We start from the raw sequence: 26,135 nt of genomic DNA, 5'->3' as shown, positions 1-26,135 counted from the left end.
GTTCCCCGGCGCTGCATCTTCTAATCATGGGCGTTGTTGATTCCCGGTGACCGGCCAATTTAGGGTCCGGTGGTGGCCAGGGACTCGACGACCCGCGACTTGCTCATCGACGCAACGATCCAGATCATGGTCGACGAGGGCTATGCGGCGGCGACTTCGCGCCGGGTGGCGGCAAAGGCCGGCGTGAAACCGGCCCTGGTGCATTACTACTTCCCCACCATGGACGAGCTGTACCTCGACGTGTTCCGGCGCGGCGCCGCCGCGTACTTGGACCGCCAACAACGGGCGCTGGATTCGGACCACCCCCTGCACGCCTTCTGGGGCACGCTCATCGAGCCGAAGGACACCCGCCTGCTGCTGGAATTCATGGGACTGGCCAATCATCGCAAGGAGATCAGGGCCGAGATCGCGGCGTGGTTCCAGCGGTGGCGCGAGATGCAGACCGCCGCGCTCGATTCCATCGTCCGCGAACAGGATCTGGACACGGCCGATTTCCCGCCTGCCGGCATCGCGGTCATCATCGCCGCCGTCGGTCGCATGCTGATCCTGGAGCAGGCGCTGGGCGCCACGACCGGCCACCTCGAGGCCGTCGCGCTGGTGAACCGGGTCATCGACCGATTCGAAAGGCCGGGTTAACCCGTTTCAGGGCAACACGACTCGCAGCCGTTCCCAGCCCCGCACGGTTGAGGTCGACGCCAATTGCGCCGTGTCGTAGTCGATCCCCCACTCGGGCCAGCGGTTGAGGATCTCATCCAGCGCCACACGGCCCTCCAGGCGAGCGAGGTTGGCGCCGAGGCAGTAGTGCACGCCCTTGCCGAAGGTGATGTGCGAGATGTTGTCGCGACGGATGTCGTAGGTGTCGGGATCGGTGTAGCGGCGGTGATCGCGATTGGCGGCGCCGAACAGCAGCAGCATGGCGCTGCCGGCCGGAACCGTCGTGCCGTAGCACTCGAAATCCTTTGCCATCCAACGGGCGACATGCGGACCCGTCGGTTCGAATCGCAGCGTCTCGTCGACGGTCCGGGTCAACAGCGACCTGTCCTCGTAGACGGCTCGGCGCTGGTCGGGATGCTCGGCGAGCACCTTGGCCAACCAGCCGATCAGCCGGCCGGTCGTCTCGTTACCCGCCCCGGCCACCACCTGCGTGTAGTGCAGCACCTCCTTGCGGGTCAGCTTTCGGTGCACCCCGTTCTCGTCGTCGAACTCGACGTTGAGCAGTGTGGTCATCAAGTCGTCGGAGGGGTTCTTGGACCGCCACTCGACATAGTCGGCGTAGATCCGGCCGTCGGCGATCGCGTCGGCGTCGGCGACCTTCATCGGTGCCCCCGGCTTGGTGCGCAGGTTGGCGTCGTTGGCGTCGCGCACCGAGACCTGTTCGGACTCCGGGATTCCCAACAGCATGCCGATCACCCGCATCGGCATCATGGAGGCGAGCTCGGCGATGATGTCGAATGACTCGGACCCGACGAGCGGATCCAGGCACCGCACGCAGTACCGCCGGATCTGGTCTTCCAGTTCGGCCATGCGGCGCGGGGTGAACACGCGAGACATCAGGCCGCGCAGCCTGGTGTGCTCGGGCGGATCCTGGAACATCATCACCCCGCCGGGCATGTCGAACTTCGACTGGATGAGCTCGAGGATGTCGCTGCGCCTGTTGGAGAACGTCTCCCAGTTGGCCAGCGCCCGATCGACATCGGAATGCCTTGACAGCGCCCAGAAGTCGTAGCGCTCGTTGTAGTAGATGGGCGCCTCTTCGCGCAGCCGCGCGTAGGTCGGGTACGGGTCGGCGATGATGCCGGTGTCATAGGGGTCGTAGTAGACATCGGTATCGTTGGCGACGGTCATGGTTTCCTCTATTTCAGGCAGCTGCCGGCGTCCACCGGGAGCGCGACGCCGGTGATGTAGCGGGCTTCGTCGGAGGCCAGGAACAGCACGGCGTTACTGATGTCCTCGGGCGTCACCCAGGGAATGGGCAGGTAGTGGAAGCTCTGGCACACCGGCGCGAGGTCTTCGGGTCCGGGGTTTTCCAATTCCGGCCTGAACGCGCGGTACGTGGCCTCGTTCATCAGCAGCGGCGAGTTCACGTGGGTCGGGAGGACGGCGTTGACCCTGATCATTCGTGGGCCCAATTCGACTGCGAAGGAACGCATCAGGCCGATCACGCCGTGCTTGGCCGCGACGTAGTGGCCGACGTGCGGATAGGCCTTGAACCCGGCCACCGACGACGTCAGGATTACCGAGCCGCCGCGGTCACCGCTGAGGATGTGTGGGACGCCGGCCTTTACCGTCTTCCACACGCCGCTGAGGTTGACGTCGATCATCTCCTGCCACAGCGCCTCATCGGTCTTGTGCAGCTTTCCCGCGGTCGTCCCGATGCCGGCGTTGGCGACGATGACATCCAGTCGCCCCAACTGTTCGACGCCGCCGTCGACGGCGGCCCGCAATGCGTCGAAATCGCGCACGTCCACTTCGGCGGTGACGACGCGGCCGCCGGCGTCCTTGACCAAGCCGGCGGTCTCGTCGAGGTCTTCGGGTGTGGCGCCGTCCGCGGGTGACGCCTCGAACTTGCGGCAGATGTCGACGGCGATGATGTCGGCGCCCTCCCGCGCCAGGCGAACGGCGTGACTCCTGCCCTGCCCGCGCGCGGCACCGGTCACGAATGCGACCTTGCCATCCATCCGGCCCATCGCCACCTCCATGCGCAGCCAATTTGGGCGATCGCCCAATTTCCCGGCGCACCCATGTCTAGCAGCGCGGAGAGGAGCTAGTCAAGACGCCGCCGCGAAGCGCCTCGATCGCGCCCCGTGTTCCAAACCTGTGAAGATTTGCGGCCCGGGTGTGAAAGCTTCGTTAAGAACGCGGCACGCCCGCGATCGGCCCGGCACCGTGGAGGCATGACGCTCTTCGAGCTGCTGCCATCGCTGAGGCACGGGCAGAACCCGCACCTCGATCGTGCGATCTGGCCGCTGAGCGCCTACGTCGACGACCTGGGCCGGCTCTGTGTGGGCGACGTGGCCGCCGACGACATCGCCGCCGAGTTCGGCACCCCCACCTACGTGGTGGACGAGGAGGATTTCCGGGCCCGCATCCGCTGCTATCGCGCCACGCTCCCCGACGCCGAGCTGATCTACGCCGCCAAGGCCTTGTTGAGCGTGGACGTGGCCCGGTGGGCCGCGGACGAAGGGGCCGGCGTGAACGTCTGCTCGGCCGGCGAGCTGGCCACCGCGCTGGCCGCCGACGTCCCGCCGTCGCGCATCGTCCTGGACGGCGTGATCACGGCGGCCGAGTTGTACGACGCGGTCGCGGCCGGCGTCGGGCGGATCGTCATCGACACACCGAGCGAGGTCTCGCTGCTCGCCTGCCGGGTGCGTCATCCGCAGCGCGTCCTGTTGGGGGTCATCCCCGACGTCGGGGCCATGGACCAGAAATTCGGCTTCGCGCTATCGGGGGGCCAGGCGGCCGGTGCGCTTCGGCGTGTGCTGGATCAGCCGTGGCTGGACCTGGTGGGGCTCCAATTCCGGCTCGGCTCGCAGCTCACCGACCCCGCGGTCTATGGCGACGCAATCCGGCAGACGATCGGCCTGATGGCCGAGGTCCGCGACCGTCATCGCGTGGTGCTCAGCGAACTCAACCTCGGTGGCGGGCACGCGATCCCCTACCTGTCCGGCGACGCGGAGCTAAACCTGCGGTCGCTCGGGTCCACCATCGACGAGGCGCTTGATTCCGCCTGCGCGGAGCACGACTTTCCGCGCCCGAAGATCGTGATCGAGCCGGGCCGGGCGATCGCCGCGCGCGCCGGAATCACCCTGTGCCGGGTCATCGCCGTCAAGCGCCAGCCCGGCGGGCACACGTTCGTCGCGGTGGACGGCGGCACGGGCGACATGCCCCAAGCGGCAAGCCGAGGTGTGAAATACACGGTGGCGCTGGCAAATCGCCACCGCCCGACCGCGACCGCACCGGTCACCGTGGTGGGCCGGCATGGTGTCGGCGACGAGATCGCCCGCGGCATCGAGTTGCCCGCCGACATCCGGCCGGGAGACCTGCTGGCGGTCGCCTGCACCGGCGCCTATCAACATTCGACGGAATCCAGCCGCAGTCTGCTCGGCCGCCCGCCGCTGGTCGCGGTCTCCGGTGGCTCGCCTCGCGAACTGGTCCGCCGGGAAACGGTGGCCGACCTGCTGGCCCGCGATCGCGGCTGGACCGGTCAATGATGCTGTCCGGCACGGAGGTTCGTCCCCGCGCCGACCGATTGCGGGTGACGGCGGCGTACACCGTGCTGCTGCTGGCGGTCTCGGTCACCCTGACGGCACTGGGTGCCCACACGCGCGCCGCTGTGGTCCGGGAAATGAGCACCAACCTGCATAACCTGGCGCACGGCCACTTGGGTTCCTTGGTGGGTAGCGCGTTCGTCAGCGACGGCGGCGACGTATACCTATGGCTTCCGGGGCTGGTGTGCTTGCTGGCGCTGGGCGAACTCATCTGGCGCGGAAGGGGTTTGCTGATCACGTTCGCGGTCGGGCACATCGGCGCCACCGCGATCGTCGCGGTGGGTCTGGTCGCCGCGGTGGAGACGGGATGGCTGCCGTTCTCGGTGGCGCGCGCCACCGACGTCGGGATCAGCTACGGCGCGGTATGCGTGCTCGGCGCCCTGACCACGTCGATTCCGTTGCGCTGGCGGCCGGCCTGGATCGGTTGGTGGCTCGGCATCGCATTGGTGGCAACGGCCGACGCGGACTTCACGGCGTTCGGTCACGTGCTGGCGCTTCTCCTCGGCATGGGCTTGTCGCTCCGCTTGCCCTCGATCGCGCGCTGGACGCCCGTGCATGCGGCGTTGCTCGTCGTTGGCGCCGCCTTCGGCTATTTCGTTCTGTCGGGCTGGTCGTCGTCGGTGGCGCCCGCCGCCGGGCTGACCGGGGTGCTGATCGCCACGCTCCTGGCCAGTCGGGTGATGCGTTCTACCGCTGCGTGATCGTCTCGACCTGGTAGCGGCTCGCCGTCCAGGGCGGAGAGCCGGGCACCGGCGTCAAAGTGATTGTCAGCTGCGCTTTCCCCGCGGTCACCGATTGCGGCAAGAGGTACGTGTCGTCGAGCCAGCGGTGAAAGTTGTTGGCGCGCGGCTGTAACCAGTTGCCGACGGGGACGCCGTCGATGGCGACGTCCGCCGATTGGAAACCATCGGCTTGATCCGAGGTGCGACGCAGCAGGACACCTCGGTTGTCCGGGTCGGTTTCCAGGTGGAACGTGATCGGCGCGTTGGTGGCGCGGACCGACCCGACGATCGGATGCGTGTCGTCGGCGCCCTCGTAGTCGCTGACCAAAAGCTGGTCCGTGTCGTCGGCGTCGGTGTAGCCGTGCAGAAGTCGACTGACCGCGTCACCGGGACGGACGTCGTCGCCCTGAGCGAGAGTGTCGTTGGGTTGCGTATAGAGGAAAGCGGTTGAGCTGTAGTCCGGTTGCACCATGTTGCGCTTGCCGTGCTCGATGCCGAAACGGATCGCAGAACGGTAATCGACGGCGTCGGCAAGCATCAGCCGGTAGACGGCAACGCAGTAATCCGCGCAGCCGTCGGTCGCCGTGCGCCGATCGGGCTGGCCGGTGAGCGGGTCGCTGAAGCGGGTGCCGTCCTTGAAATACCAGCCGCCCTCGTAGAGGTCTTCGGTGCCGGTGCCATACCACTGGGGCGACGCGGCGCCGTCGGTGTACACCCGCTCGGCGCCTTCGAGAAAGTAAGGGGCACCGTCGCTGAACGCGGTCTTGATCCGGGATCCCCGGATGGTGTGGCTGACGCCGACGAACTTGCCGTGGCCCGGTTCGTCGGCGAACAGCCAATCCTGGCCCGGCATTGTCGGCGCGGCGTGCGAGCGGGCGGTGAAATACCCCGCCCGCCCGCTCGCCAGCGCGGACGCCCACTGGGCGTCGGGAGTGGACGTCACCGCGGTGTCGATGCCCGCCACGGGTTCGCCGGTGGTGTTCACCAGCGAGATGCGGGCGTCATGAGCGAACGGCATGGGCCACCACGCGGACAACAACAACGGTCCGCCGGTTTGCGGGATCGCGGCGAACATCAGCGCCCGCACGGTGTCGGTGCCCAATCCGGCGCCGAAGAACTCCCCGAGGGGGGAGTCGACCATGGTCCGCCCGTCGAAATCCAGCTGCAGCCGCAGGCCGCCGAGGAGTTGATCCGCCGGTTGGGGCAGTCGCACGCGTAGCTCCGAGATGCTGCCCGGGCCGGTCGGTTCCGCGATACTCACCCCGCCCCCGGCGGGAATCTCGACGGCGCGATCGTCGTGAACCGCCGCGGGCGCCGCCGGTTTGGGGTCAGCGGTGCCCGCGGCGCGCAGTGTGGCTAGGACGTCCAGCGCGGGGTCGGCGAGGGAGAAGGTGGAGATGCCCTCGGCCGAGGAGAATTGGCGATAGTCGACGTGGTAGTACTCCAGATGCGCTGCCACGCTGATCCGCATCGAAAGCCGGTAGGGCATCGGAACCTTGATGTACACCCCGCCCGGCGACTGCGCCGCGTTGGCCACCAGCGGCCATTCGAACGGTGCGCCCAGCGCCCCGTCGACCACGGACTGCAAGGGGGCGTCGATCACCGTCCGTCCATCCAATTCGATGCGGATGTTCCCGATTCGGGTCACGTCGCCGCCGTCGCGGGTGAACCAGATCGAATCCACCTCGCCCGCACCGTGATCCTCCGCGACGACACAGCCGGCGCCGCCGGACGCCAGGCACCCCCCGGTCCCGTTGCGATTTCCCGTGGAGAGGTCGAAATCACCGCCGCTGCGATCGAAGCTGGACAGCTGGAGGGCCTGGGTGTCGGTGCGCAGATACGGTAGCCGGTCCAGCCGGCGGTAGGTGTCCCAGCCGATCAGCCTTCCCTCCGGACCGTCGCCGGGCGGCTCAGCGGGAGTGGCCGCCGCGGTGGCGACGCCCGCCACCGTCAGCAGCATGACGACGGCGGCCGCGAGCCATGCACGAGGAGCCACCGACATGACAACGAAGCTTACTTTCTAGGCCGGGTTGACCAGGTTTGGAACCCGATAATCACGCGTGCAGAATGGCCCGGCGGTCCGAAATGCATTCAAGGTGTTGGCAGTTCGCGCATCGCGGTTCGGAGCTGGCACGAGCGGATCCCGCGGCGCGTTCGAGTTGCTCCTCAGCAAAGGCTACGCGCCCAGCAGACGGGCTCGCAATGGCCATGACAAAATCGGGAGAGGCGAGTATCAGCCGCTTTCTAAGCGGCTGGCCCGAATATCGTTTCCCCCGAGCACATTTCGCATCGCCCTGCATTGTCAGAAATGCAGGTCCGTTCGTGCGCCGTTCCATACTATCGCGCCCAACGCGCGCGCGGAAGATATTCCGGGATGAATGCAAATCGCGCTTAGGGCGGCCTTCTGTGCGGCTCGGCGGAGCCAGCCGGCTACGGCCAAGGCGATAACGTAAACCGGCGCAATTTTGCTGAATCACATGGTATTCCGCATTGCACTCACGTAACATAACGCTCCTCGGGCGAAACATTTCTTCTCGACGAACGGAGTGGGCATGTCTCGTTTGAAGTACAAAGTTGTCCTCGGACTAGTCCTGGCCGCCACCGCTTTGGGGGCGTCGGGCTGCACTTTCCCCGTCACCATCGAATGCCTACCGCCTGCTGTCTGCGTGCCGTAGGAGCGCCTCCGGTTTTCGGGGTTGCGCTACTGGCACGTCCTACTCGGTACGGCTCACGATTTGGCCTGCTGATTGCAACGCGGTTGCATGACGTGCCAGTAGCGTACGGCTCTCTCGGCTAGGGGGCCGCCCAGAACGCCTGTGCCACAACGGTTTCTGTGGCCCCATAACGCCGGGTCATCGGCGGCCGGACAGCGACGATCTCACGTGGCCTTGTCTCCCTTGAGGTCCGTATCCCGGCTGGGCTGAACGCGTTTGGGTTCACCCGGCATCTTCGGGTAGTTCGGTGGATAGGGCAGGTCGCCAAGGCCGCGCTCTTCGTCCGCCTGGGCCATCTCCAGCAACGGCGCGATCGACTGCGCCACGTCATCCATTGCCGCCCAAGGATCCTCGCGGCCCTTCACCAGGTCGGGAACCGTCGCCATGGTGTAGTCGTCCGGTTCGGCCCCGGCCAGCTCGTCCCACGTCAGCGGCGTCGATACCGTCGCGATCGGGGTGCGCCGCACCGAGTATGCCGACGCCATCGTGCGGTCCCGGGCGTTCTGATTGAAGTCGATGAAGATGCGCTCGCCACGCTCTTCTTTCCACCACGACGTGGTGACGGCCTCGGGCGCGCGCCGCTCTACCTCGCGGGCCAGGGCGATGCCGGCGCGGCGCACCTCGATGAAATCCCAGTCGGTCGCGATCCGCAGAAAGACATGGATGCCGCGGCCGCCCGATGTCTTGGCGTACCCCACCAGGCCGAGCTCGTCGAGCAGCGGTCGCAACACGTCCACCGCGACCGTGCGCGCCTGCTCGAAGCCGACGCCGGGTTGCGGATCCAGATCGATGCGCAATTCGTCGGGATGGTCGGTGTCCGGGCAGCGAACCTGCCACGGGTGCAACGTGACGGTGCCCATTTGTGCCGCCCACACGATGGCCGACGGGTGCGTCACCTTCAGCGCGTCGGCGGTGCGTCCCGAGGGGAAGGTGACCCGGCAGGTCTGTAGATAGTCGGGATGATGCTGCGGAATCCGCTTCTGGTAGATCTCCTCGCCGTCGACGCCGTCGGGGAAGCGCTGCAAATGGGTCGGCCGGTCGCGCAGCGCGTCCAGCATCGGGCCGCCCGCGACCGCGAGGTAGTACTCGACTAGCCGTCGCTTGGTCCCTTTTGCGCCCAACTTGGGGAAATAGACCTTGTCCGGGTTGGTCAGGCGCACCGCAACACCGTCGACGTCGAGCTCCTCTGCAGCTGCCATACCAACGATTCCAGCACAATCGGGCTATGGACTTACCTGTCATGCCCCCGGTGTCGCCAATGCTGGCCAAGTCGGTGCGGTCGATCCCGCCGGAAGCGTCGTACGAACCCAAATGGGACGGATTCAGGTCCATCTGTTTCCGTGATCGCGACGAAGTGGAGCTGGGCAGTCGCAACGAGCGGCCGATGACGCGCTATTTCCCCGAGCTGGTTGCCGCGGCGCGGGCTGAGCTGCCCCAGCGCTGCGTCATCGACGGGGAGATCGTCATCGCCACCGACCACGGCCTGGATTTCGAGGCCCTACAACAGCGGATCCACCCGGCGGATTCGCGGGTGCGCATGCTCGCCGAGGCGACGCCCGCGTCGTTCATCGCGTTCGACTTACTCGCCCTGGGGGACGACGATTACACGCGGCGACCGTTCACCGAGCGGCGCGCCGCACTCGTCGATGCGTTGGCGGGCTCGGGCCCGTCGATCCATGTCACGCCGGCCACCACCGACATCGAGCTCGCGCAGCGTTGGTTCGACGAATTCGAGGGCGCCGGCCTCGACGGTGTCGTCGCCAAGCCGCTGACGGTGACCTACCAGCCCGACAAGCGGGTCATGTTCAAGATCAAGCACGAGCGCACCGCCGACTGCGTGGTCGCCGGTTATCGCGTGCACAAGTCAGGCGGCGACGCGATCGGCTCGCTGCTGCTCGGGCTCTACCAAGACGACGGCCAGCTCGCCTCCGTCGGGGTGATCGGCGCCTTCCCGATGGCCGAGCGAAGGCGCCTGTTCACCGAATTGCAGCCGCTGGTCACCGATTTCGACGGGCATCCGTGGAATTGGGCCGCCCACGAAGCGGGTGAACGAACGCCGCGCAAGAACGAATTCTCCCGCTGGAACGCCGGGAAGGACCTTTCGTTCGTGCCGCTGCGACCCGAGCGCGTGGTCGAGGTTCGCTACGACCACATGGAAGGCCGGCGCTTTCGGCATACCGCGCAGTTCAACCGGTGGCGCCCCGACCGCGAGCCCCGCTCCTGCACATACGAACAGCTCGAACAGCCGGTCACCTTCAGCCTCGGCGACATCGTGCCCGGCCTGGGAGCGGGCTAGCGGGCTCACTCGTCGCGCCAATGCGCCACCGTCGGGCGGTTCGACTGTCATTCTTGGCTTCATGCCCGGCACGAAGCACGTCGTTCTCATCCACGGCGCGTGGAGCAGGGGTGAGCAGCTGACCCCTGCCCGCACCGCGTTCGAAGAATTAGGCTACCGGGCCCACACACCGACCCTGCGCCATCACGAGCTGCCCTTGCACGAGGGCGCCGAACAGATCGCGTCGCTGAGCCTTCGCGACTACACCGACGACTTGGTGTCCTTCGTCAATTCGCTGGACTCCCCACCGCTTCTCATCGGTCATTCGATGGGCGGCCTACTGGCGCAGGTGGTAGCGGCGCGCACGCGCCACGCCGGGCTGGTGGCGGCATGTCCCGCCTCGGTTGCGGGAATCCTTGGCACGACTCCGACGAACGTGCGCATGTCGCTGCCGTCGTTGTTGCGGGCGCGCCCCTGGTCCAAGCCGATATATCCCCCGCCACTGGAGCGGTGTCGGCAATGGATCGCCAACACCCAGACCGACGTCGTCGCCCGCGAGATATATGACGGCTTGGTTTGCGAATCCGGGCGAGCGTTTTGCGAGATGGCCGTGGCGGTGACAAAGCGTTCCAAGGCCACCGTCGTCGATTTCGCGACGGTCACCGGTCCGGTGATGGTGATAGGGGGCGAGTGCGATCGCATCGTGCCAGCCGGAGTCGTGCGCCGGACCGCGGCCCGGTATCAACGCGGTTCGTCGGTCGAGATACCCGCTTCCGACCACATGGTGTTTTCGGGCGCGGCGCTGCCCGCCACCATGGGGGTGATCGATGACTGGATTGCCAGGAACCAGGTGTTCGCTTAGCCGTCGATGTGATTCGGCGGGTCGGCGAAGGCCAGATCCGCGGGGCGCTGGTCGGGACCCATTACATCGCAACGCTTATCGGGCACCAGGTACGAGCTGGCGCCGTTGGGAACCAAGCGGGTAACCGCGACGCACCGTTGCCAGCTGCCGTCCGGCTGAACGGGTCCATCGCACTTGCTCAGAACGGGCCCCCCGTACAGGCAGCCGGCGCTCGCCGGCGGCGCCGAGGTGATCGACCCGGCGGCCACCAGCAGGGCGGCCAATCCTCCGACGACGCCACGCTTCATGGTTGTCTCCCGTCACGAATACCGTCGACACCCAGCCTGCACCAACGACGCTACCGCTTCTTCGACGTCGTTTACTACCGGAAATTCGGGACGGTGCCGCCCCGGCTCTAGACCAGTTTCGTCAGCGTCAGCTGCCGCCGATGATGGTCATAGTGATGACCGGGGTAGCGGTATACGTCCGCCAGCGTCATGTAGTCGTGAAAGTAGGGATCCCATTTGCCGGGAAAGTGCATGCCGCGCCGCAGGGCGTCCTCCGGTGCCCGATGTAACGAACGTTGCAGCGAATCGATCACCCGGTCCAACTTGGCGGCCATCCGCTTTCGGTTGTAGACGCGGGCAGCAAAACGCGATCCGTAGAAGTTGATCTTGTCGAACGCGGGCGTCACCGAATTCAGGAGGCGTGCGTAACCGCGGCTAAGCGAATCGGGGAGCCGGCCGAACACGCGGACCAGCAGGAGCAGGCGCTGCACCACCATGTATCCGAACACCATATGAAACAGCAGCTCCTCATTGCTCCACCTGGTGCCCTTTGTTGCTTTGGTCCAATCCTGGTCGTCGGCAAGCTGGATCAGGTGCCGGAAATCGACGCGCACCCGCTCGAGTTCGGCGGCGATGGCCGCGCGATCGATCGGTTGTGGCATACCTTGCCCCGGCGAGTAGTGACGCGAACACCTCCATCATCGGCCATCCGTCGCACCGGGATGCGAACACGACCCGCACGTTTAACACCCGCCGTCGGCGGGCACGCGAACGTACATGTCCGTGACAGCTTTCCAGGACCTGCCGTTGGCCGATCGCGACCGCAAGTGGGACGGTGACGCCGCCGAAAAGCGGGTCCGCAAGTGGGCCGGGGCCGAGGACGCGCCGAATCAGAAGTACCGCGACGCCCACGTCTGGTTCGACGGCGAAAAGAAGGGCAACTTCACCGCGTACAAGCTGTTGATCGCCGATGTCATCGGTGGCGACCTCAAGGCGGTGCCGCGCGGGGTGATGGCGGCGGGCGCCATCATGGATGGTGCGCGCGGCGGCGTCGACCTGCCGAAGACGGACGTCGACCGGGTCAAGAGCCACCTCGCCAAGTACTACACGAAGATGGGCGAGCGCCCACCCTGGGAACGCGACTGAACTAGACCGCGACACAAAGTTGCGACAACCCGCGCAGCGTGACGTTGGTCTTGTAGTGCGGGTCCCCGTCCAGCCGCGCGGCCGGGAAGCGGGCCGTGATCGCCGACAGGGCGACGCCGGCTTCCAGTCGGGCCAGCGGTGCGCCCAGGCAGTAGTGGGCTCCCCGGCCAAACCCCAAGTGCCGCAGCGCCGGTCGGTCGGGGTCGAAGACGTCGGGCCGGTCGAACTCGGCCGGATCGCGCTGGGCGGCGGCCGTCAACAGCATCATGATGTCGCCCGCGGGAACTTCCGTCCCGCCAATTGTCATGTCGGCGGCGGCCGTCCGGGCGATCATCTGCACCGGCGGGTCGAAGCGCAGCGTCTCCTCGATCACGGCCGCGGCGCGGGCGGGCTCGGCGCCGAGGGCGGCCCACTGGGCCGGTTCGCGCAGCATGGCCAGAATGGCGTTGCCGATCAGGTTCACCGTGGTCTCGTGGCCTGCGACCAGCAGCAGCACACAGGTGGAGACGATCTCCTCCTCCGTCAGCTGGTCGCCGGATTCCTCCACCGCGATCAGCCCGGACATCAGGTCGTCACCCGGCCGCGACCGTCGCCGCTCGATCAGACCGTGCAGATATGCGCGCAACCAGATTCCGGCGTCCATCCGTTCTTTCAGGTTGTCCGACGGCGCTCCGGTGAAGGCGACGAACGGATCGAGTGATTGCGCCAGCAGCGCGGACACCCGGCCGAACTGCGGCTCGTCCTCGAGCGGAACGCCGAGCAGGCGGCAAATGACCGCCACGGGAAGCGGATAGGCGAAGTCCTGCACCACCTCGAACCGTCCTCGCTCGGCGATGCGCTCGAGCAATCCGTCTACGAGAGAGGCGATTTCGGGGCGCAGCGCGCTGATCACCTTGGGTGCGAACGCCTTGCTGACCAGCTTGCGCAACCGGGTGTGATCCGGCGGATCGAGGAACAGAAAACCCGGCGGGATCGGCGCGGGCACCCGCGCCCCGGCCTTGATCAGTTCCCGCGTCTGCGCCTCGATTTGGCGGCGGGCGGCCGTCGACTTGAGCCGATCGCTGCTCGACGACGGGTGCCGCAGCGCCTCGTCGCAGTCGCGGTAGCTCGACAAGACGGCCAGGTTGCCGTCGGCCAGCTGGACGGCGCCGCGCTCGCGGAAACGGGCGAACAGCGGGTACGGGTCGACCCGGACGGCTGGGTCCAGCAGCTGCAGCAGCAGCCCCTGGGATTCGGCCTGCTCGGGAGGGGCGGTCGTCATGGGGCCATTCTGCCCGTCCCGGCGGCGGACCGGGGGAGAGCGCTACGCGCCGTCCGCCAGTCCCGCCAACGCCGGATCCGCCATCAGGCGATCCAGGAATCCGAGTTGACCCTTCAGCAGCTTGACCCGCGCCTGGGTCACCGAAAACCAGCCCACCCGATCGACTTCCGGATACTCCCGCAACCTGCCCGAACCCTTCGGCCACTCCAGTTCGAAGGTGTTGCTGCGCGCGTCGGTGACGTCGAGGTCAGCGCCGACGGCGAAGGCGGAAACCACTTTGCCGCCAGACTGTTTCAGCTCACCGAGATCCAGCCGGGCGCCGGGTGGTACCGAAAGCCCGAGCTCCTCGGCGAATTCGCGTTGCGCCGCGGCCCAGGGGTCCTCCCCCTCCGCGTATTCCCCCTTGGGAATCGACCAGGCCCCGTCGTCCTTCCGCGCCCAGAACGGGCCGCCCGGATGCGCGATCAGCACTTCGACGACGCCGTCACGGACGCGGTACAACAGCACACCGGCACTGCGCTTCGGCATTCGGTCAGGACCCGACCGAACGTTCCAGGTCCTTGAGCGACGACTCCAGGTGCGCGAGCAGGCGCTGCAGGTGCGGCACGCTGCGCCGGCAGCCGACCAGTCCGAAGTCCAGATTGCCGGCGTTGTTGGCCAGGGTGATGTTCAGCGCCTGCCCGTCCAGCGCGATCGACAGAGGGTAGTTGCCGTCGAGCCGGGCGCCCCCGTAGTAGATCGGCTGGGTGGGCCCGGGCACGTTCGAGATGATGATGTTGAACGGCGGCGACGTCGACGCCACCCAGCCCGGCACCGCCGCCAGCGCCAGGGCGGACGTGTTGGCCGCGGACAGCGCCAGCGCCTGGAACCGGGGCAACTGCGAGAACACCTGCTTGTTGCTGCGCATGGAATCGCTGATGGTCTGCAGTCGCTGGGCGGGATCGTCGGTGTCGGTGGCGAGGTTGCACAGGATGGCGCCCACCAGGTTGCCGCCCGCGTCGGCCTCGTCCTCGGTGCGCAGGCTCACCGGGACCATCGCGATCAGCGGCGTGTCCGGCAGCGCGTTCTGCTCGAGCAGGTAGTAGCGCAGCGCGCCCGAACACATCGCCAGGACCACATCGTTGACGGTCACGCCGGCGGCCTTCTTGACACCCTTGATGCGGTCCAGCGACCAGGACTGCGCGGCGCAGCGGCGCGCGCCGCCGATCTTGACGTTCAACATGGTGCGCGGGGCGCCGAAGGGCAGCGTCAGCTGCTGCTCGAACAGCGCCGCCCGCGCCAGCGATATCGACGAAGGGGCCAGCGCCGCAACGGATCCCGCCGCCTGCAGCGCCGAACGCAGGGGGCTGGCCGGGCTGGCCTTGCGCTTGCTCTTGGGCAGGGTCCAGGGCGCGCGCATCTCGGTGTCTTCGGGATCCGTCGACAGCGCGCGCTGCATCAGTTTCTGCGCGGAGACGCCGTCGATCAGTGCGTGGTGGATCTTGGTGTAGATGGCGAACCGGCCGTCCTTGAGGCCCTCGATGATGTGCGTCTCCCACAGCGGACGGTGGCGATCCAGCAGGCTGCTGTGCCACCGCGACGTCAGCTCGAGCAGTTCCCGGATCCGTCCGGGCGAGGGCACGGCCGAGCGCCGGACGTGGTAGTCCACGTCCACGTCTTTGTCGTAGGACCAGCCCAGGTTGGCGATGCCACCGACGAACGTCGCCGGATGCTTGCGAAACGTCGGCTGGAAGTCATCCTGCGCCACCAGTCGGTCGTAAAGCTCCCGGACGAAGCCGCGGCCGGCGCCGCTCGGCAGCTCGAACAACTGCAAGCCGCCGACGTGCATGGGGTGTTCGCGCGATTCCCCCAGCAGAAAGATCGCGTCGGTGGGCATCATCAATTCCATCCACCAATTAGACCCCGGCCGGGGACCCACCGCTAGAACTCGCTCAATCGAGGGTCATGGACCACGCCGACGTCGCGATCAGGCCGCCACGTTCGAGCGCCTCGACGCGATGCTCGTGGGCCTTGGCATAGCCCGGATCGCTCACCATGTCGATGAATGCCTGCGGGGTGGGGTACTCGACGATGAGAATGGCGTCCCACCAAGGCTTTTCACCGTCACCGATCAGGACGGTCGGTGCGATGCCGGCGTAGCGGACGATAGCGCCCGCGTGCTCGAGGTGCGGTATCACCGCCACGCCGTAGCGGCGGTAGGCCTCCAGGCCGCCGGGGGTCTTGAACTTCAGCAGGTTGACCATGATCACCGGTTCGTCAGCCGGGCGTGCGGCCAGAGCGGCGAATTGCTCCGCGGTGGGTTCGAGGGGACTGCTCATGGTGACGATTACAGCAGATCGGTGATGGTCTTCAGGCCCGCGTCGTACAGCACGCCGGGCAGCATCCCGCCGTCGTGTTCGATCGTGGTGCCGTTGACGAAGTCGGCCTCCCCGCCGGCCAGGAACACGCAGACCCTGCCCACCTCGGCGGGCTCGCCCGCCCGCCGGAGCGGGACGGCCGCGAAATACGTTGCGCCAGAGGGGTCGTCCTTCGGCAGCACGAACGACCGGAAGTTCTCGGTCATCGTCGGCCCCAGGGCGATGCAGTTGACCCGCACCTGGGGCCCCCACTCCTGCGCCAGCGAGCGGGTGAGATGGTTCAGCCCGCTTTTGGCCGCGCCGTAGGAAACCAACGTCGGTGAGCCGGCGGGATGGCCGGCGCCGCTGGAGATGTTGATGATGCAGCCGACGCCGTCCTGCGTGCGCATCTGCCGGTAGACGCGGATCGCGAACCAGAGCGGGCTGATGAGGTTCATCTGCACCGCGAACGCGTGAAACAGCGCCGTGCGCTCGTACTCGTCGTCGCTGGCGGGCGCCCCCTGAATCCGTTGCACCAGTTCGGGAATGCTTTCGACGTGGGGCGCCGGCACGGTGCCGCCGGCGTTGTTCACCAGGATGTCGATGCGGCCGTGCTCGGCGACGACGCCGGCGACGAAGGAGTCGATCGCGCGGTAGTCCCCTTGGTCGCAGACCCGTTGGGAGGCCCGGGCGGCCCACTCGGGTTCGATACCGGGAATGGCGTCCAGCGGCGAGCGCGAACAGCCGACCACGGTCGCGCCGGCGCGCAGCAGCTCGTGCGCGATCCCGACGCCCACCCCGCGGCTGGTTCCGGTGACGATCGCGACTTTGCCGTCCAGGACGCTCATGCCAGGCCTTCCTACCCGAAGCCAATGTTGACAGTCACTGTCAGCGGGTCATACTGTGCCATTCCGGTCGTTGGCCTGTAAAGGCATGGAAATCGGAGGTCAGCTGATGAGTGGTCCGTCCAAGCTCCGCGTCATCCAGTGGGCGACCGGGGGCGTCGGCAAGGCGGCCATCGAGTGCGTCCTGAATCATCCGCAGCTGGAGCTGGCCGGGTGCTGGGTGCACAGCGCCGGCAAGAACGGCATGGACGTCGGACGGATCCTCGGAACACAGGACCTCGGGGTCACCGCGACCTCGAGCATCGACGAGATCCTGGCGCTGGACGCCGACTGTGTCGTGTACAGCCCCCTGGTACCCAACGATGACGAGGTCATCGCGATCCTGCGATCCGGTAAGAACGTCGTCACCCCCGTCGGCTGGGTGTACCCCGACCCGGGCAATGCGCGGCACCAAGCCGTCGCCGACGCCGCGGCCGAAGCCGGGGTGACCCTGCACGGCTCGGGGATCCACCCCGGGGGCATCACCGAACGATTCCCACTCATGCTGTCCTCGCTCTCCTCGGCCGTCACCCACATTCGCGCCGAGGAATTCTCCGACATCCGCACCTACAACGCCCCGGACGTCGTGCGCCACATCATGGGCTTCGGCGGTACCCCCGAGGAAGCCATGCAGGGGCCCATGGCCAGCCTGTTGGAGGCGGGCTTCAAACAATCGGTCCGAATGATCGCCGATCACATGGGATTCCGCATCGATCCGAACATCAGGACTATTCAGGACGTCGCGGTGGCGACAGCCGACATCGACTATGCCCCCTTCCCGATCACCACGGGGACGGTCGCCGCGCGCCGGTTCCGCTGGCAGGCCCTGGTGGACGGCGAGCCCGTCATCACCGCGGCGGTGAACTGGTTGATGGGCGAGGAAAACCTGGAGCCCGCCTGGAATTTCGGCGGTCGGGGCGAGCGCTTCGAGGTCGAGATCACCGGTGACCCCACCGTGAGCCTCACCTTCAAGGGTCTGCAGCCGGAAACCATCGCCGAAGGCCTGGTGAAAAACCCGGGCGTGGTGGCCACGGCCAACCATTGCGTCAACGCCATCCCCGACGTCTGCGCCGCCGGACCCGGAATCAAGACCTACCTCGATCTCCCCCTGTTCGCCGGGCGCCCGGCGCCCGGCCTCGCGTCGTCATGACCGGCGCCCTGGGCGACGTCTCGTTCTGTCACCTCGTCGTCGGGGTGACCGACATGGACCGCGCCATGGCGTTCTACCGGGACCTGCTGGGCATGGAAGTCGTGTTCGAAACCCTGGTCTCCGGCGAGCCTTTCGACGCGGTCCTGCACGCCACCCGCAAGCAGGAGGGCCGGGTGGTGGGGGGCCTGCTGGGCGGGCTGATGGTCGAGCTGCTGTCGCTGGGCGCGGATCCCCCGAATCACCGGCCCCCGCCTCGAGGCATCACCGGAATCCACAACGTGTCCCTGTCGGTGCGCGACCTCGATGACACACACCGCCGTGTCATCGCGGCCGGCTACACACCCGACCAGCCGCCATTCGAAATCGGAGGGGTTCGAATGTTTTTCGTCAAGGACCCGGACGGCACCCCCGTCGAATTCATCGAGCTGCCCGAGGGTGCGCGCAGCACCTACGAGATGCACCGCGGGGTGCCGCTTCGCATGGGGCCGTCCGAATGACCTACAGCCACCCCGCCTCGATGCGTGACCACGTCGCGATCGTCACCGGCGCCGCCCAAGGCGTTGGCAAGGGCGTCGCCGGGGCGCTGCTGGAACGCGGCGCGGCGGTGCTGCTGGTCGACATTCAGGACGAGCTGCTGGGCACGACGGCCGCCGAACTGTCCTCGATGGGGCATGTCGAGAAGCTGACCGCGGACCTGCGCGACCCGGACAGCGCCGCACGCATCGTGGCGGCCGCGGTCGACGCGTTCGGCACGGTCCACGGCCTGGTCAACAACGCCATCGCCACCAACGAGCCCAAGGCGTTCGTCGACATCACCGCCGAGGATTTCGCGCTCGGGCACGACGTCGGCCCGCGTGCGACGTTTCTGCTCATGCAGGCCGTGCACCCGGTGATGGTCGGGGCGGGCGGGGGGTCGATCGTCAACCTGGGTTCGGGCACGGGCACCGGCGGCGAGCCCCGGTGGGGCGGCTACGCCGCCGCGAAGGAGGCCATCCGCGGCCTGTCGAAGGTCGCCGCGCTCGAGTGGGGCAGGGACAACATCCGGGTCAACGTAATCTGCCCGTTCGCCGAGTCGGACGGTGTAAAGCTGTGGAAACAGTTCGCGCCCAACGATTATGCGAAGGCGGTTGGGCGCGTTCCGATGAAACGCATCGGCGACGTCCGCACCGATGTGGGCGCGCTGGTGGCGTTCCTCCTGGGCGGCGACTCTTCGTTCATCACCGGACAGACCATCCACGTCGACGGCGGGATCGGCTGCTTCCGGTGACGCCACCCACCAGAGGCGAGTCGCTGCGCGATCGGCAGCGCGCACAGATCCGGGCCGACATCCGGCGCGCGGCGTTCCGGTTGTTCGTCGAACGCGGATACGACGCCGTGACAACGGAGGAAATCGCCGCTGCCGCGGGCGTTTCCCCGCGAACCTTCTTCCGTTACGTGCCGACGAAGGAAGAGTTGCTGCTCGCGCCCGTCCGGCACGGCGGCGCCGCCATCGTCAACCTGCTCGAGCAGCGGCCGGCCAACGAGCCGCCGGACGTCGCGTTGATCAACGCCATCGTCACCCGCACGCGGTCCTTCGAGCAGGCCGACACCGACGAGTGGCGACAAGCGCTGCTGGTTGCCCCGGATCGGCTGCGCAAGGTGACGGTGCACACACCCGCCGACAAGGAGCGCGCGGCCAAGCTGATCGCCGAGCGGATGGGCGTGAATCCCGACACCGACATTCGCCCCGGCCTGCTGGTCCAACTCGCCTTCGCCGCAGCGGATTTCGGCTTCCAACAATGGGTGCGCCCGTCCGGCCGCCAATGGCCGCTGGACCGCTATGTCACCGAAGCGCTCGAAGCGGTCAAGAGTCCTCACTGGCGACGCAAGCGCGCCTGATCAGACGCCTCGGGGTTGGCGATTCGGGTCGGGGTCCCGTCCAGCCAGGCGCTTACCGCCTCCACCGTGTCGGCGTAGAAGGCGCTGAGCATTTCTCGGGTGACGTATCCCAGGTGCGGCGACAGGGTCACATTCGGGAGCAGTCGCAAGGGGTGATCCGGTGGCAGCGGTTCGACGTCGTAGACGTCGAGGCCGGCGCCGGCGATGCGCCCGGAACGCAGGGCGTTCAGCAGCGCGGCCTCGTCGACGATCGGCCCCCGCGAGGTGTTGATCAGGTACGCGTGCGACTTCATCGACGCCAACTCGGGTTCGCCCACCAGCCCTCGGGTGCGTTCCGAGAGCACCACATGTATGGAGACGACATCGGCCTGCTCGAACAGCGTCGCCTTCTCGACCCGGCGCACGCCGACCGCCGCCGCGGCGTCCGCGGTGAGGTTCTGGCTCCACGCAATGACGTCCATACCAAACACTTTCGCGTATTCGGCCATCCTCCTGCCCACCCGTCCGAGGCCGAGCAGCCCGAGCGTCTTGCCGGACAGCGTGAGACCCGTCGTGGACTGCCAGCCGCCTTCTCGCATGCGGCGGTGTTCCTCGGCCAGGTTACGCACCGTGGCGATCAGCAATCCCCAGGCGAACTCGGGGGTGGCGTCGTGCACGGATCGGAATCGGGGATGCGCGAAGTCGGTGTGGGCGACCAAAATTCCCAGTTCCGTTGCCGCGGCCATGTCCAGGTTGGGCAGGTTCCTGCCCACGATGGTGATCAGCTTCAGGTTCGGTAACCGCTCGAGCAACGTCCGCGGCAGCGCCATTCGCTCGCGCAGGGTGCAGATCACGTCGAACGGCCGCAGAGCGTCGGCGGCCTCCTCCTCGGCGAGGTGCCGGTCGAAAACGGTTACGCGGGAGCGCGTTTGCACCGGTGCCCAGTCCGCGAGCCGCAGGGCCACGCCGGCGTAGTCGTCGAGTATCGCCACCTGGGGCATGTGGTCCGCCATCACCCACTGAACCCTATGCGGGCAGCTTCGGGTCGATCAAGGCGGCCCGCGCCAGGGTCTGCTCCGCCGACTTGACGTGCGCGGCGTCGATTGGATTCGGTGCGCAGTCAGCCCAGCGCGGGCAGCACCTTGTCGGTGAGTAACTGGACCGACCTCCACGCTTCATCGACGGGCATGCCACCGACGAGCGGATGCATCACCAGGGGGCCGTAGTTCTCGGCGTCGCGCACTTCGGCGATCAACTCGTCGGGCGTCAGGAAGCGGTACCTGCCGGACGCCCGGACCTCGTCCAGCGACTGCACGCCGGGCAAATGCATCAGCGACCGTTGGTCGGTGGACCAGCCGCCGTAAGTGACCGCCTCCCAAAGGATGTGCTCACCGAGTTCCGCCCACGCCCGGTCCGGGTCCTCGTGCAGGTAGATCATCCCGCGGTTGACCGGCCCCGGCATCAGAATGAACGGGGTCATGCCCGCCTCGGCGCAGAGCTCGCGATAGTAGGCGGCGATGTCGGGCAGGTGATCGGCCAGGCTGAGCGGCAGCCGGAATCGCGCCGCCCGCCGCGCCGTGGCGCGCGCCCCGCCGCCGACATAGAGCGGTGGATGGGGCCGGGTCCAGGTGCCGGTGCAGATTCCCGCGTCGGCGCCGGACCACACCGACAGCATGCGCTCGAGCAGGGCGTCCATCAGGGCGCCGCGCCGCGCGAAATCGGCTCCCATGGCGTCGTATTCGACCGTGCGGTAGCCCAGGCCCACCGTGGTGTGCAGCCGGCCGCGGCTCATGTTGTCGACCAGGGCGATGTCCTCGGCGAGCCGCACCGGATTCCACAGCGGCCCGAGCGCGCAGTCCACGCTGGCGATCAGCGTCGAGGTGCGGGCGAGAAACATCGCCGCCGCCATGATCGGATTGCAACTCCAGCCGTGGCCGGTGGCGTGGTGCTCGTCGACGCTGACGGAGGTGATGCCGTGTGACTCGCCCCATTGCGCCAACTCCAACGCCGCGGAGAGCAACGCGCTCTGGGTGCGCGGGTCACCGTGCGGGGAGGCGAAGTTGAAACGCAGCACCGTCAGCAGCACGTCACGCCTCCTCCGGCGCCGTCATCGACTGCAGGAACGCGGGAAAGTCGGGAAACAGCGAGCGGTCGACGATCTCGATGCGGGCGCCCGAATCGTCCGTGTAGTACGCGAATAGGCCGAGATCGGCGCCGGGCACCTCCGCGGTCATCTCGAGGGTGAACCCGTTGGCCTCGAGCGCCCGGCCGCTCTCGGCCAGGTTGTCGCTGAAGTAGCCGAGGTGGTGCACGGCGTTGCCCGGGGCGGCCGTCCACGGGCTGCCCGGCACTTCCTGCACCAACTCGAGGTGCGGGCTTTGCAAGGAGTAGACGATGGTCGACGTCAGTTCCCGGACGCCTTCCGCGGTGCGGAAGGGCAGCGTGTAACTCATCGGGCTGATCCACCGGTAGCCGGCCAGCGTGCTCAGGCGTTCAATCGCCGCGCCGAGGTCGGGCACGACGATGCCGGTGTGGTAGAGGTCCTCGGGTCGAAGCGCTAATGTCATGGCGTTCCTCGTATTTCAGACGCAGTCCGATGCGGCGTCGACAACGAACACCGCGCCGCTGGTGTAGCTACTCTGCTCGGTGCACAAGAAGGCGATCGTCGGTGCGACCTCGCCGACGGTGCCGAAGCGGCGCAGCGGGATGTGTGCCAGCTCCGACTCCATCAACTCGTCCGAGCCGCGCATGGGCGCGGTCATCGGGGTGTCGACGGCGCCCGGCGCCACCGCGTTCACCCGGATCCCCTTGGCCGCCCATTTGACGGCGAGATTTCTGGTGATGCAGACGATCCCGGCCTTCGCGGCGCCGTATCCGGGCACCAGGGGGACGGCCCGCAGCGCCGACATCGACGCCAGGTTCACCACACTGGCGCCACCGGCCGCGGTCGAGGCCCGCAGGGCACGGTAGAGGCCCATCGTGAGCCGATAGGGCCCGGTGAGGTTCAGCGCGACCGACGCCTCGAACCCGTCGGGCTTCGACTCGTCAAGGCCGCCAGGGAAATTGGCACCGGCGTTGTTGACGAGCACGTCCAGGGCGGTGAACCTTCCGGCCAGCGCGTCCACCGAACCGGGCTCGGTGATCTGTAGCTGGTGGTATTCCATGCCGGACAGGTCGGCCGGATAATCGGCCGCCGCCGGCTTGGTCCCGGTGACGGCGACACGAGCCCCGGCATCGCGGAACAGGACCGCGGTGGCGTGCCCGATACCGCTGGTGCCGCCGGTGATCAGGGCCGTGGTCCCGGTGAAGTCGAAGCTGACGCTCGCCGTCATGAGTTCCTCGCTATCTGGTTGGTGAGCCAGGCGCTTTCCCAGAAATTGGTGCTCGCGGCCAGCAGGTCTTCGTGGGCCTCCCGCAGCACGGCGCGCGCCCCCGCGTGGTCGGACCCCACGAGCTCGGCGAGGTGAATGGCCTGCAGCGGCCGGCCGCCGGCCAGGTGTTCGCGGGCCCGGACCAGCAGGGCGTCGGCCCCGGCCAGCTCGACAACGTCGGCGGCCACGGCGTCGAACCCGACCGGATACAGCTCGGTCGTGGACTCATGGTGAAACCAGCCGGAGTAGTTCTCCCAGATGGCCCGCACATCCCAGGACACCTTCCCATAGCCTTGCCCCACTGCGTATTCCGCGGGCAAGGTGATCTCGCGCATCAGGGTGCGCACGTCCTTGCCGGCGTTCATCCCCTCGACCGTCCGGTCGTGGACGTACCGGATCGCGTCGCTCAGCCGGGTCAGTTCCGCATGGATGCGCTCGGCGCCCGCGATGGGTCCGAAATGACCGGTGACCAGGAGTTCCGGCCGCAGGTCGCGCACGCGCTCCACCGACGCGATGGCGGTAAGAGCGTCGCGGTACCGGTCGCCGCGCATGGTGACCAGATTCGGAATGTGGCCGAACAAGGGGCCGAAGGTGTTGCCGCACAGGCAGATCCGCTCATCCGGTAACCAGATCACCAGGGAGTCGGTCGTCTCACCGCCGGGTACCGAGATCAGTTCCATCCGCCGGCCGCCGACCGACAGGGTCATGCTGTCCTCGAAGTCGAGGTCGACGACGGGAACGCTTTGGCCGGCCAACCGGGTGACGCCCAGGCGCCGCTGGATCGCCTGGATGCCGGCCGCCAGGGTGTCCTTGAACGCGAAGGCGCTACGGCTGGCGCGATACGGGATGAGACGTTCGTTGTCGTCGCGCCACAACGTCCAGTTGGCTTGCGCGACGACGATCGTCTCCGGGTCGCGCACGCTGTCCAAACCGCCGACGTGGTCGACATGACCCTGGGTGAAGATGATGTAGCGCACCGGCGAAGGGTCGACGGCGTCGAAGTTCGCGCGGTGCACCGGCCCCTCGAAACCCATGCCGGTGTTGACGATCACCCGGCCCTCGTTGGTGGTGAGCAGGTAGGAATTCGAGAGCCCCGGCGAGCACCACAGCCCGGGCGCGATCTCCTCCGCCCGTTCGGCAGCGGCGGGCCGCATGGCGTCGGCGCCGGGCCGCCCGCGGTAGACCGGTTCGAAAGTCATCGCTGGGTGGCCCTCCGGTCAGGTCTCGGCATGGACGTCGAACTTGTCGAAGTAGAAGTCGAATCGCGCCCGCAGCTCGTCGGCCGTGATGCCGAAGTGCCGGTGCAGGTCGTAGCGGATGCGGCCGTGCTTGCCGCGGGGGTTGCCGTCGAGGTATTTCTCGAACCGTTTGCGCGCCTTCGGGGTCAACTCGACACCGCCGCACGCGTAAAGCCGTTCGAGGATTGCCATTTCGTTTCCGTTGAGGTGGTGGAAGCCGATGTCGATGCTGCGTTCGGCCGGCACCAGCTCGCGGTCGCGCACGCATGCGCCGAGCAGCCGGCGCACCCGGTCGCTCCAGTAGTTCAGCAACCAGTCCGGGTCGATGCTGGTTCGGCGGAGCCGATCGGAGTAGGCCATCATGGTGATCGCCGATTGGATCACCGCCACGGGGTCACGGTGGGTGAAAGCCACCGTCGCATCGGGAAACGTCGCCATGAGCGGGCCGAGTTGTTCGCAGTGCTGAGGGCTCTTCAGCACCCAGGTTCGCGGCCCCCGCAGAAACGTCAACGCCTGCAGCACTTTCCGCAGGTATGCGTAGTGCCGGGTCTGATCCAGGCTCAGATAGTAGTCGCGCCAGTCCGGCACGCGCGCATGCCATTCCAGGACGTAGCCGGCCAGATCGAGGTCGAGGAGCTCGACTTCCTCTTCGATCGCCTCCGGGAACCGGTCGTGCATGGCGGCCACCACCGGGGCGCTGACCATGAGCGCGTCGTGCTCGGATTTGGCTCGCGCGTAACGGGGGTCGATCCCGTCGATGTCGGGCCCCTGCCCGCGGGCGGGGATGGGCTCCTGGCTCTCCCAGTACGGCAGCGCCCGGCGGCGGGGATCGGCGGCAATGAGATTCACCAGGTGGGTGGTGCCGGATCGGGGCATCCCCACGACGATGAACGGCTTCTCGATCGCGATGCTTTCGATTTCGGGATACCGCTTGAGGAGCTCGGTCAGCGACAACCGGTTGCGCAGCAAGCGCACGACGCGTTGCCGCAGGGTGGATCGGGTGAGCTGGCGCAGGCCCTCGTCGCCTTCTATTGCGGCGACGTGCGCGGTGAGCCGATCACCGAAGCCGTCGACGTCGTCGAGGTCATTGACTCCCGCCTGTTCGACGGCCTCGCCGAACATCCGGTCGACGTCGAAGTCGACGGCTTTGGCCTCGGTGAATTCCAGGATTTGGCGTTGAACGTCGGTGAGCTTGGGCGCGGTCAGATCGTCGAAGTCGATGTCGTCCACGGCAGAGCCCACCGGATCCTCTTTTCGACGCGTCGTCGAAGAGAAATATGACACAGGCGCCAGGCGTGGATCCGCCGTGGTCCCTACAGGTTCGCCAAGTCGTCGGGCACGTCGACCTTGTGTTCCTGCAACGCCTCTAGGGGCACCACCTCGAGGGTGCGCTCGTGTGTCGAGGCCAGGACCACCGGTGCGGCACAGCCATCCTGGTGCGCCCTAAGCCAGTTCAGCGCCGTGACGCACCAACGATCGCCGGGCAGCAATCCGGGGAAGCGGTATTCGGGCACCGGCGTCAGCAAGTCGTTGCCGATCGAGCGCTGGTGCTCCAGGAATTCGGCCGTCATCACCGCGCAGATCGTGTGCCGGCCCAGATCCTCGGTGCCCGTGGAGCAACAGCCGTCGCGGTAGTAGCCGGTCAGTGGCTCTGTGCCGCACGGTTCCAGGGGACCGCCTAACACGTTTCGCTCGGGCACCCCTTCAGTATCGCGCTCCCAGGGGTGAAGTTTGAAGTAACTTTGCCGTCTCCGCGGGCGCGAATTTGTCCCGCCCGGGCGGCCG

The 26,135-nt window shown here is 67.4% G+C and carries 28 protein-coding genes; 10 read left to right on the top strand and 18 right to left on the bottom strand.

All coding sequences use genetic code 11. The annotated features are described in order from the left end of the window. Positions 1-72: 72 nt before the first annotated feature. A complete protein-coding gene (locus tag A5680_RS06955) occupies positions 73-636 on the top strand; it encodes a TetR/AcrR family transcriptional regulator (protein ID WP_369808533.1) in 564 nt (187 codons plus the stop codon). 6 nt (positions 637-642) lie between these two features. Here A5680_RS06955 and A5680_RS06950 read toward each other — a convergent pair whose 3' ends face one another. Next, positions 643-1,845, bottom strand: a complete 1,203-nt coding sequence (locus A5680_RS06950; protein ID WP_067817573.1) for a cytochrome P450 — start codon at positions 1,843-1,845, stop codon at positions 643-645. A gap of 8 nt (positions 1,846-1,853) precedes the next feature. Then, positions 1,854-2,687: a mycofactocin-coupled SDR family oxidoreductase gene (locus A5680_RS06945; RefSeq protein WP_055403179.1), complete on the bottom strand. Its 834-nt coding sequence runs from the start codon at positions 2,685-2,687 to the stop codon at positions 1,854-1,856. A 207-nt stretch (positions 2,688-2,894) separates the two neighbouring features. On the opposite strand from A5680_RS06945, the gene A5680_RS06940 reads away from it, so the two are divergent. Both A5680_RS06940 and A5680_RS06935 read left to right on the top strand, forming a co-directional pair. Further along, entirely contained in the window at positions 2,895-4,211 is a 1,317-nt protein-coding gene (locus tag A5680_RS06940; RefSeq protein ID WP_055403170.1) for a diaminopimelate decarboxylase, read from the top strand. Further along, on the top strand, positions 4,211-4,969 hold the full coding sequence (locus A5680_RS06935) for a rhomboid-like protein (RefSeq protein WP_055403180.1): 759 nt from the start codon (positions 4,211-4,213) through the stop codon (positions 4,967-4,969). The genes A5680_RS06940 and A5680_RS06935 overlap by 1 nt, the downstream gene beginning before the upstream one ends. Here A5680_RS06935 and A5680_RS06930 read toward each other — a convergent pair. Beyond that, positions 4,956-6,950 carry a glycoside hydrolase family 172 protein gene (locus A5680_RS06930; RefSeq protein WP_067817621.1) on the bottom strand — a complete coding sequence of 665 codons (1,995 nt, stop codon included), beginning with the start codon at positions 6,948-6,950 and terminating at the stop codon, positions 4,956-4,958. The genes A5680_RS06935 and A5680_RS06930 overlap by 14 nt on opposite strands. Before the next feature lie 918 nt (positions 6,951-7,868). Beyond that, complete coding sequence (gene ligD / locus A5680_RS06925; protein ID WP_067817570.1) at positions 7,869-8,903, bottom strand: non-homologous end-joining DNA ligase; 1,035 nt, start codon at positions 8,901-8,903, stop codon at positions 7,869-7,871. A 26-nt stretch (positions 8,904-8,929) separates the two neighbouring features. On the opposite strand from ligD, the gene A5680_RS06920 reads away from it, so the two are divergent. Both A5680_RS06920 and A5680_RS06915 read left to right on the top strand, forming a co-directional pair. Further along, positions 8,930-10,000 (top strand): ATP-dependent DNA ligase, encoded by a 1,071-nt coding sequence (locus A5680_RS06920; RefSeq protein WP_055403515.1) that lies wholly within the window; start codon positions 8,930-8,932, stop codon positions 9,998-10,000. Positions 10,001-10,061: 61 nt separating this feature from the next. Next, positions 10,062-10,841 (top strand): alpha/beta hydrolase, encoded by a 780-nt coding sequence (locus A5680_RS06915; protein WP_055403516.1) that lies wholly within the window; start codon positions 10,062-10,064, stop codon positions 10,839-10,841. Here A5680_RS06915 and A5680_RS06910 read toward each other — a convergent pair. Together A5680_RS06910 and A5680_RS06905 are read right to left on the bottom strand one after the other, a co-directional pair. Next, positions 10,838-11,128, bottom strand: a complete 291-nt coding sequence (locus A5680_RS06910; protein ID WP_055403517.1) for a hypothetical protein — start codon at positions 11,126-11,128, stop codon at positions 10,838-10,840. The genes A5680_RS06915 and A5680_RS06910 overlap by 4 nt on opposite strands. A gap of 107 nt (positions 11,129-11,235) precedes the next feature. Beyond that, a complete protein-coding gene (locus A5680_RS06905; RefSeq protein ID WP_197499736.1) occupies positions 11,236-11,769 on the bottom strand; it encodes a DinB family protein in 534 nt (177 codons plus the stop codon). A gap of 115 nt (positions 11,770-11,884) precedes the next feature. Here A5680_RS06905 and A5680_RS06900 point away from each other — a divergent pair, with 115 nt between their 5' ends. After that, complete coding sequence (locus A5680_RS06900; protein WP_067817567.1) at positions 11,885-12,253, top strand: hypothetical protein; 369 nt, start codon at positions 11,885-11,887, stop codon at positions 12,251-12,253. 1 nt (position 12,254) lies between these two features. Here the strand turns inward: A5680_RS06900 and A5680_RS06895 are convergent, their stop codons facing one another. The 5 genes from A5680_RS06895 to A5680_RS06875 are packed head-to-tail and all read right to left on the bottom strand — an operon-like array spanning position 12,255 to position 16,698. Next, complete coding sequence (locus tag A5680_RS06895; RefSeq protein WP_067817564.1) at positions 12,255-13,514, bottom strand: cytochrome P450; 1,260 nt, start codon at positions 13,512-13,514, stop codon at positions 12,255-12,257. A gap of 42 nt (positions 13,515-13,556) precedes the next feature. Then, positions 13,557-14,042 carry an NUDIX domain-containing protein gene (locus tag A5680_RS06890; RefSeq protein ID WP_067817561.1) on the bottom strand — a complete coding sequence of 162 codons (486 nt, stop codon included), beginning with the start codon at positions 14,040-14,042 and terminating at the stop codon, positions 13,557-13,559. Positions 14,043-14,046: 4 nt separating this feature from the next. Beyond that, a complete protein-coding gene (locus A5680_RS06885; RefSeq protein ID WP_055403521.1) occupies positions 14,047-15,402 on the bottom strand; it encodes a wax ester/triacylglycerol synthase family O-acyltransferase in 1,356 nt (451 codons plus the stop codon). 43 nt (positions 15,403-15,445) lie between these two features. After that, on the bottom strand, positions 15,446-15,832 hold the full coding sequence (locus A5680_RS06880; protein WP_067817558.1) for a DUF1330 domain-containing protein: 387 nt from the start codon (positions 15,830-15,832) through the stop codon (positions 15,446-15,448). 8 nt (positions 15,833-15,840) lie between these two features. Next, on the bottom strand, positions 15,841-16,698 hold the full coding sequence (locus A5680_RS06875) for an SDR family NAD(P)-dependent oxidoreductase (RefSeq protein WP_055403523.1): 858 nt from the start codon (positions 16,696-16,698) through the stop codon (positions 15,841-15,843). 106 nt (positions 16,699-16,804) lie between these two features. Between A5680_RS06875 and A5680_RS06870 the strand changes: the two genes are divergently transcribed. Genes A5680_RS06870 through A5680_RS06855 form a run of 4 tightly spaced genes read left to right on the top strand, consistent with a single transcriptional unit; the run spans position 16,805 to position 19,762 of the window. Beyond that, positions 16,805-17,884 carry a dihydrodipicolinate reductase gene (locus A5680_RS06870; RefSeq protein WP_067817615.1) on the top strand — a complete coding sequence of 360 codons (1,080 nt, stop codon included), beginning with the start codon at positions 16,805-16,807 and terminating at the stop codon, positions 17,882-17,884. Further along, positions 17,881-18,381, top strand: a complete 501-nt coding sequence (locus A5680_RS06865) for a VOC family protein (protein ID WP_067817555.1) — start codon at positions 17,881-17,883, stop codon at positions 18,379-18,381. Before A5680_RS06870 ends, A5680_RS06865 begins: the two co-directional genes overlap by 4 nt. Further along, complete coding sequence (locus tag A5680_RS06860) at positions 18,378-19,151, top strand: SDR family NAD(P)-dependent oxidoreductase (RefSeq protein ID WP_067817553.1); 774 nt, start codon at positions 18,378-18,380, stop codon at positions 19,149-19,151. Before A5680_RS06865 ends, A5680_RS06860 begins: the two co-directional genes overlap by 4 nt. Beyond that, positions 19,148-19,762, top strand: coding sequence for a TetR family transcriptional regulator (locus A5680_RS06855; RefSeq protein ID WP_067817550.1), 615 nt, complete (start codon positions 19,148-19,150; stop codon positions 19,760-19,762). Before A5680_RS06860 ends, A5680_RS06855 begins: the two co-directional genes overlap by 4 nt. On the opposite strand, the gene A5680_RS06850 is transcribed toward A5680_RS06855, so the two are convergent. From A5680_RS06850 to A5680_RS06820, 7 genes are all read right to left on the bottom strand, one after another. After that, the gene (locus A5680_RS06850) at positions 19,738-20,742 is read right to left on the bottom strand and encodes a D-2-hydroxyacid dehydrogenase family protein (RefSeq protein WP_067817612.1); all 1,005 of its coding nucleotides are present in this window, start codon (positions 20,740-20,742) and stop codon (positions 19,738-19,740) included. The two genes, A5680_RS06855 and A5680_RS06850, sit on opposite strands and share 25 nt — an antisense overlap. 119 nt (positions 20,743-20,861) lie before the next feature. Continuing rightward, positions 20,862-21,827, bottom strand: coding sequence for an LLM class flavin-dependent oxidoreductase (locus tag A5680_RS06845; RefSeq protein ID WP_067817547.1), 966 nt, complete (start codon positions 21,825-21,827; stop codon positions 20,862-20,864). A gap of 1 nt (position 21,828) precedes the next feature. Then, positions 21,829-22,308, bottom strand: a complete 480-nt coding sequence (locus A5680_RS06840; RefSeq protein ID WP_067817544.1) for a VOC family protein — start codon at positions 22,306-22,308, stop codon at positions 21,829-21,831. A 15-nt stretch (positions 22,309-22,323) separates the two neighbouring features. Next, positions 22,324-23,073: an SDR family NAD(P)-dependent oxidoreductase gene (locus tag A5680_RS06835; protein ID WP_067817543.1), complete on the bottom strand. Its 750-nt coding sequence runs from the start codon at positions 23,071-23,073 to the stop codon at positions 22,324-22,326. Beyond that, a complete protein-coding gene (locus A5680_RS06830; RefSeq protein WP_067817537.1) occupies positions 23,070-24,311 on the bottom strand; it encodes an MBL fold metallo-hydrolase in 1,242 nt (413 codons plus the stop codon). The genes A5680_RS06835 and A5680_RS06830 overlap by 4 nt, the downstream gene beginning before the upstream one ends. A gap of 18 nt (positions 24,312-24,329) precedes the next feature. Continuing rightward, a complete protein-coding gene (locus A5680_RS06825) occupies positions 24,330-25,592 on the bottom strand; it encodes a sulfotransferase (protein WP_067817534.1) in 1,263 nt (420 codons plus the stop codon). Between the two features lie 71 nt (positions 25,593-25,663). Continuing rightward, the gene (locus tag A5680_RS06820; protein ID WP_055403532.1) at positions 25,664-26,050 is read right to left on the bottom strand and encodes a DUF2237 family protein; all 387 of its coding nucleotides are present in this window, start codon (positions 26,048-26,050) and stop codon (positions 25,664-25,666) included. Positions 26,051-26,135: the final 85 nt, after the last annotated feature.

It is taken from the genome of Mycobacterium sp. E2989, assembly GCF_001667595.1.
Lineage (GTDB): Bacteria > Actinomycetota > Actinomycetes > Mycobacteriales > Mycobacteriaceae > Mycobacterium.
The sequence above is the reverse complement of the archived record's forward strand: the minus strand, read 5'-3'. Positions and strand labels throughout refer to the sequence as shown.

Bases quoted from the DNA above. Each gene is read 5' to 3' on its own strand.
- A5680_RS06935 (WP_055403180.1), top strand. From the start codon at position 4,211: ATGCTGTCCGGCACGGAGGTTCGTCCCCGCGCCGACCGATTGCGGGTG.
- A5680_RS06835 (WP_067817543.1), bottom strand. From the start codon at position 23,073: ATGACGGCGAGCGTCAGCTTCGACTTCACCGGGACCACGGCCCTGATC.
- A5680_RS06860 (WP_067817553.1), top strand. From the start codon at position 18,378: ATGACCTACAGCCACCCCGCCTCGATGCGTGACCACGTCGCGATCGTC.
- A5680_RS06940 (WP_055403170.1), top strand. From the start codon at position 2,895: ATGACGCTCTTCGAGCTGCTGCCATCGCTGAGGCACGGGCAGAACCCG.
- A5680_RS06945 (WP_055403179.1), bottom strand. From the start codon at position 2,687: ATGGGCCGGATGGATGGCAAGGTCGCATTCGTGACCGGTGCCGCGCGC.
- A5680_RS06930 (WP_067817621.1), bottom strand. From the start codon at position 6,950: ATGCTGCTGACGGTGGCGGGCGTCGCCACCGCGGCGGCCACTCCCGCT.
- A5680_RS06910 (WP_055403517.1), bottom strand. From the start codon at position 11,128: ATGAAGCGTGGCGTCGTCGGAGGATTGGCCGCCCTGCTGGTGGCCGCC.
- A5680_RS06950 (WP_067817573.1), bottom strand. From the start codon at position 1,845: ATGACCGTCGCCAACGATACCGATGTCTACTACGACCCCTATGACACC.
- A5680_RS06915 (WP_055403516.1), top strand. From the start codon at position 10,062: ATGCCCGGCACGAAGCACGTCGTTCTCATCCACGGCGCGTGGAGCAGG.
- A5680_RS06830 (WP_067817537.1), bottom strand. From the start codon at position 24,311: ATGACTTTCGAACCGGTCTACCGCGGGCGGCCCGGCGCCGACGCCATG.
- A5680_RS06890 (WP_067817561.1), bottom strand. From the start codon at position 14,042: ATGCCGAAGCGCAGTGCCGGTGTGCTGTTGTACCGCGTCCGTGACGGC.
- A5680_RS06870 (WP_067817615.1), top strand. From the start codon at position 16,805: ATGAGTGGTCCGTCCAAGCTCCGCGTCATCCAGTGGGCGACCGGGGGC.
- A5680_RS06905 (WP_197499736.1), bottom strand. From the start codon at position 11,769: ATGCCACAACCGATCGATCGCGCGGCCATCGCCGCCGAACTCGAGCGG.
- A5680_RS06865 (WP_067817555.1), top strand. From the start codon at position 17,881: ATGACCGGCGCCCTGGGCGACGTCTCGTTCTGTCACCTCGTCGTCGGG.
- A5680_RS06895 (WP_067817564.1), bottom strand. From the start codon at position 13,514: ATGACGACCGCCCCTCCCGAGCAGGCCGAATCCCAGGGGCTGCTGCTG.
- ligD (WP_067817570.1), bottom strand. From the start codon at position 8,903: ATGGCAGCTGCAGAGGAGCTCGACGTCGACGGTGTTGCGGTGCGCCTG.
- A5680_RS06885 (WP_055403521.1), bottom strand. From the start codon at position 15,402: ATGGAATTGATGATGCCCACCGACGCGATCTTTCTGCTGGGGGAATCG.
- A5680_RS06875 (WP_055403523.1), bottom strand. From the start codon at position 16,698: ATGAGCGTCCTGGACGGCAAAGTCGCGATCGTCACCGGAACCAGCCGC.
- A5680_RS06850 (WP_067817612.1), bottom strand. From the start codon at position 20,742: ATGCCCCAGGTGGCGATACTCGACGACTACGCCGGCGTGGCCCTGCGG.
- A5680_RS06900 (WP_067817567.1), top strand. From the start codon at position 11,885: ATGTCCGTGACAGCTTTCCAGGACCTGCCGTTGGCCGATCGCGACCGC.
- A5680_RS06880 (WP_067817558.1), bottom strand. From the start codon at position 15,832: ATGAGCAGTCCCCTCGAACCCACCGCGGAGCAATTCGCCGCTCTGGCC.
- A5680_RS06840 (WP_067817544.1), bottom strand. From the start codon at position 22,308: ATGACATTAGCGCTTCGACCCGAGGACCTCTACCACACCGGCATCGTC.
- A5680_RS06920 (WP_055403515.1), top strand. From the start codon at position 8,930: ATGGACTTACCTGTCATGCCCCCGGTGTCGCCAATGCTGGCCAAGTCG.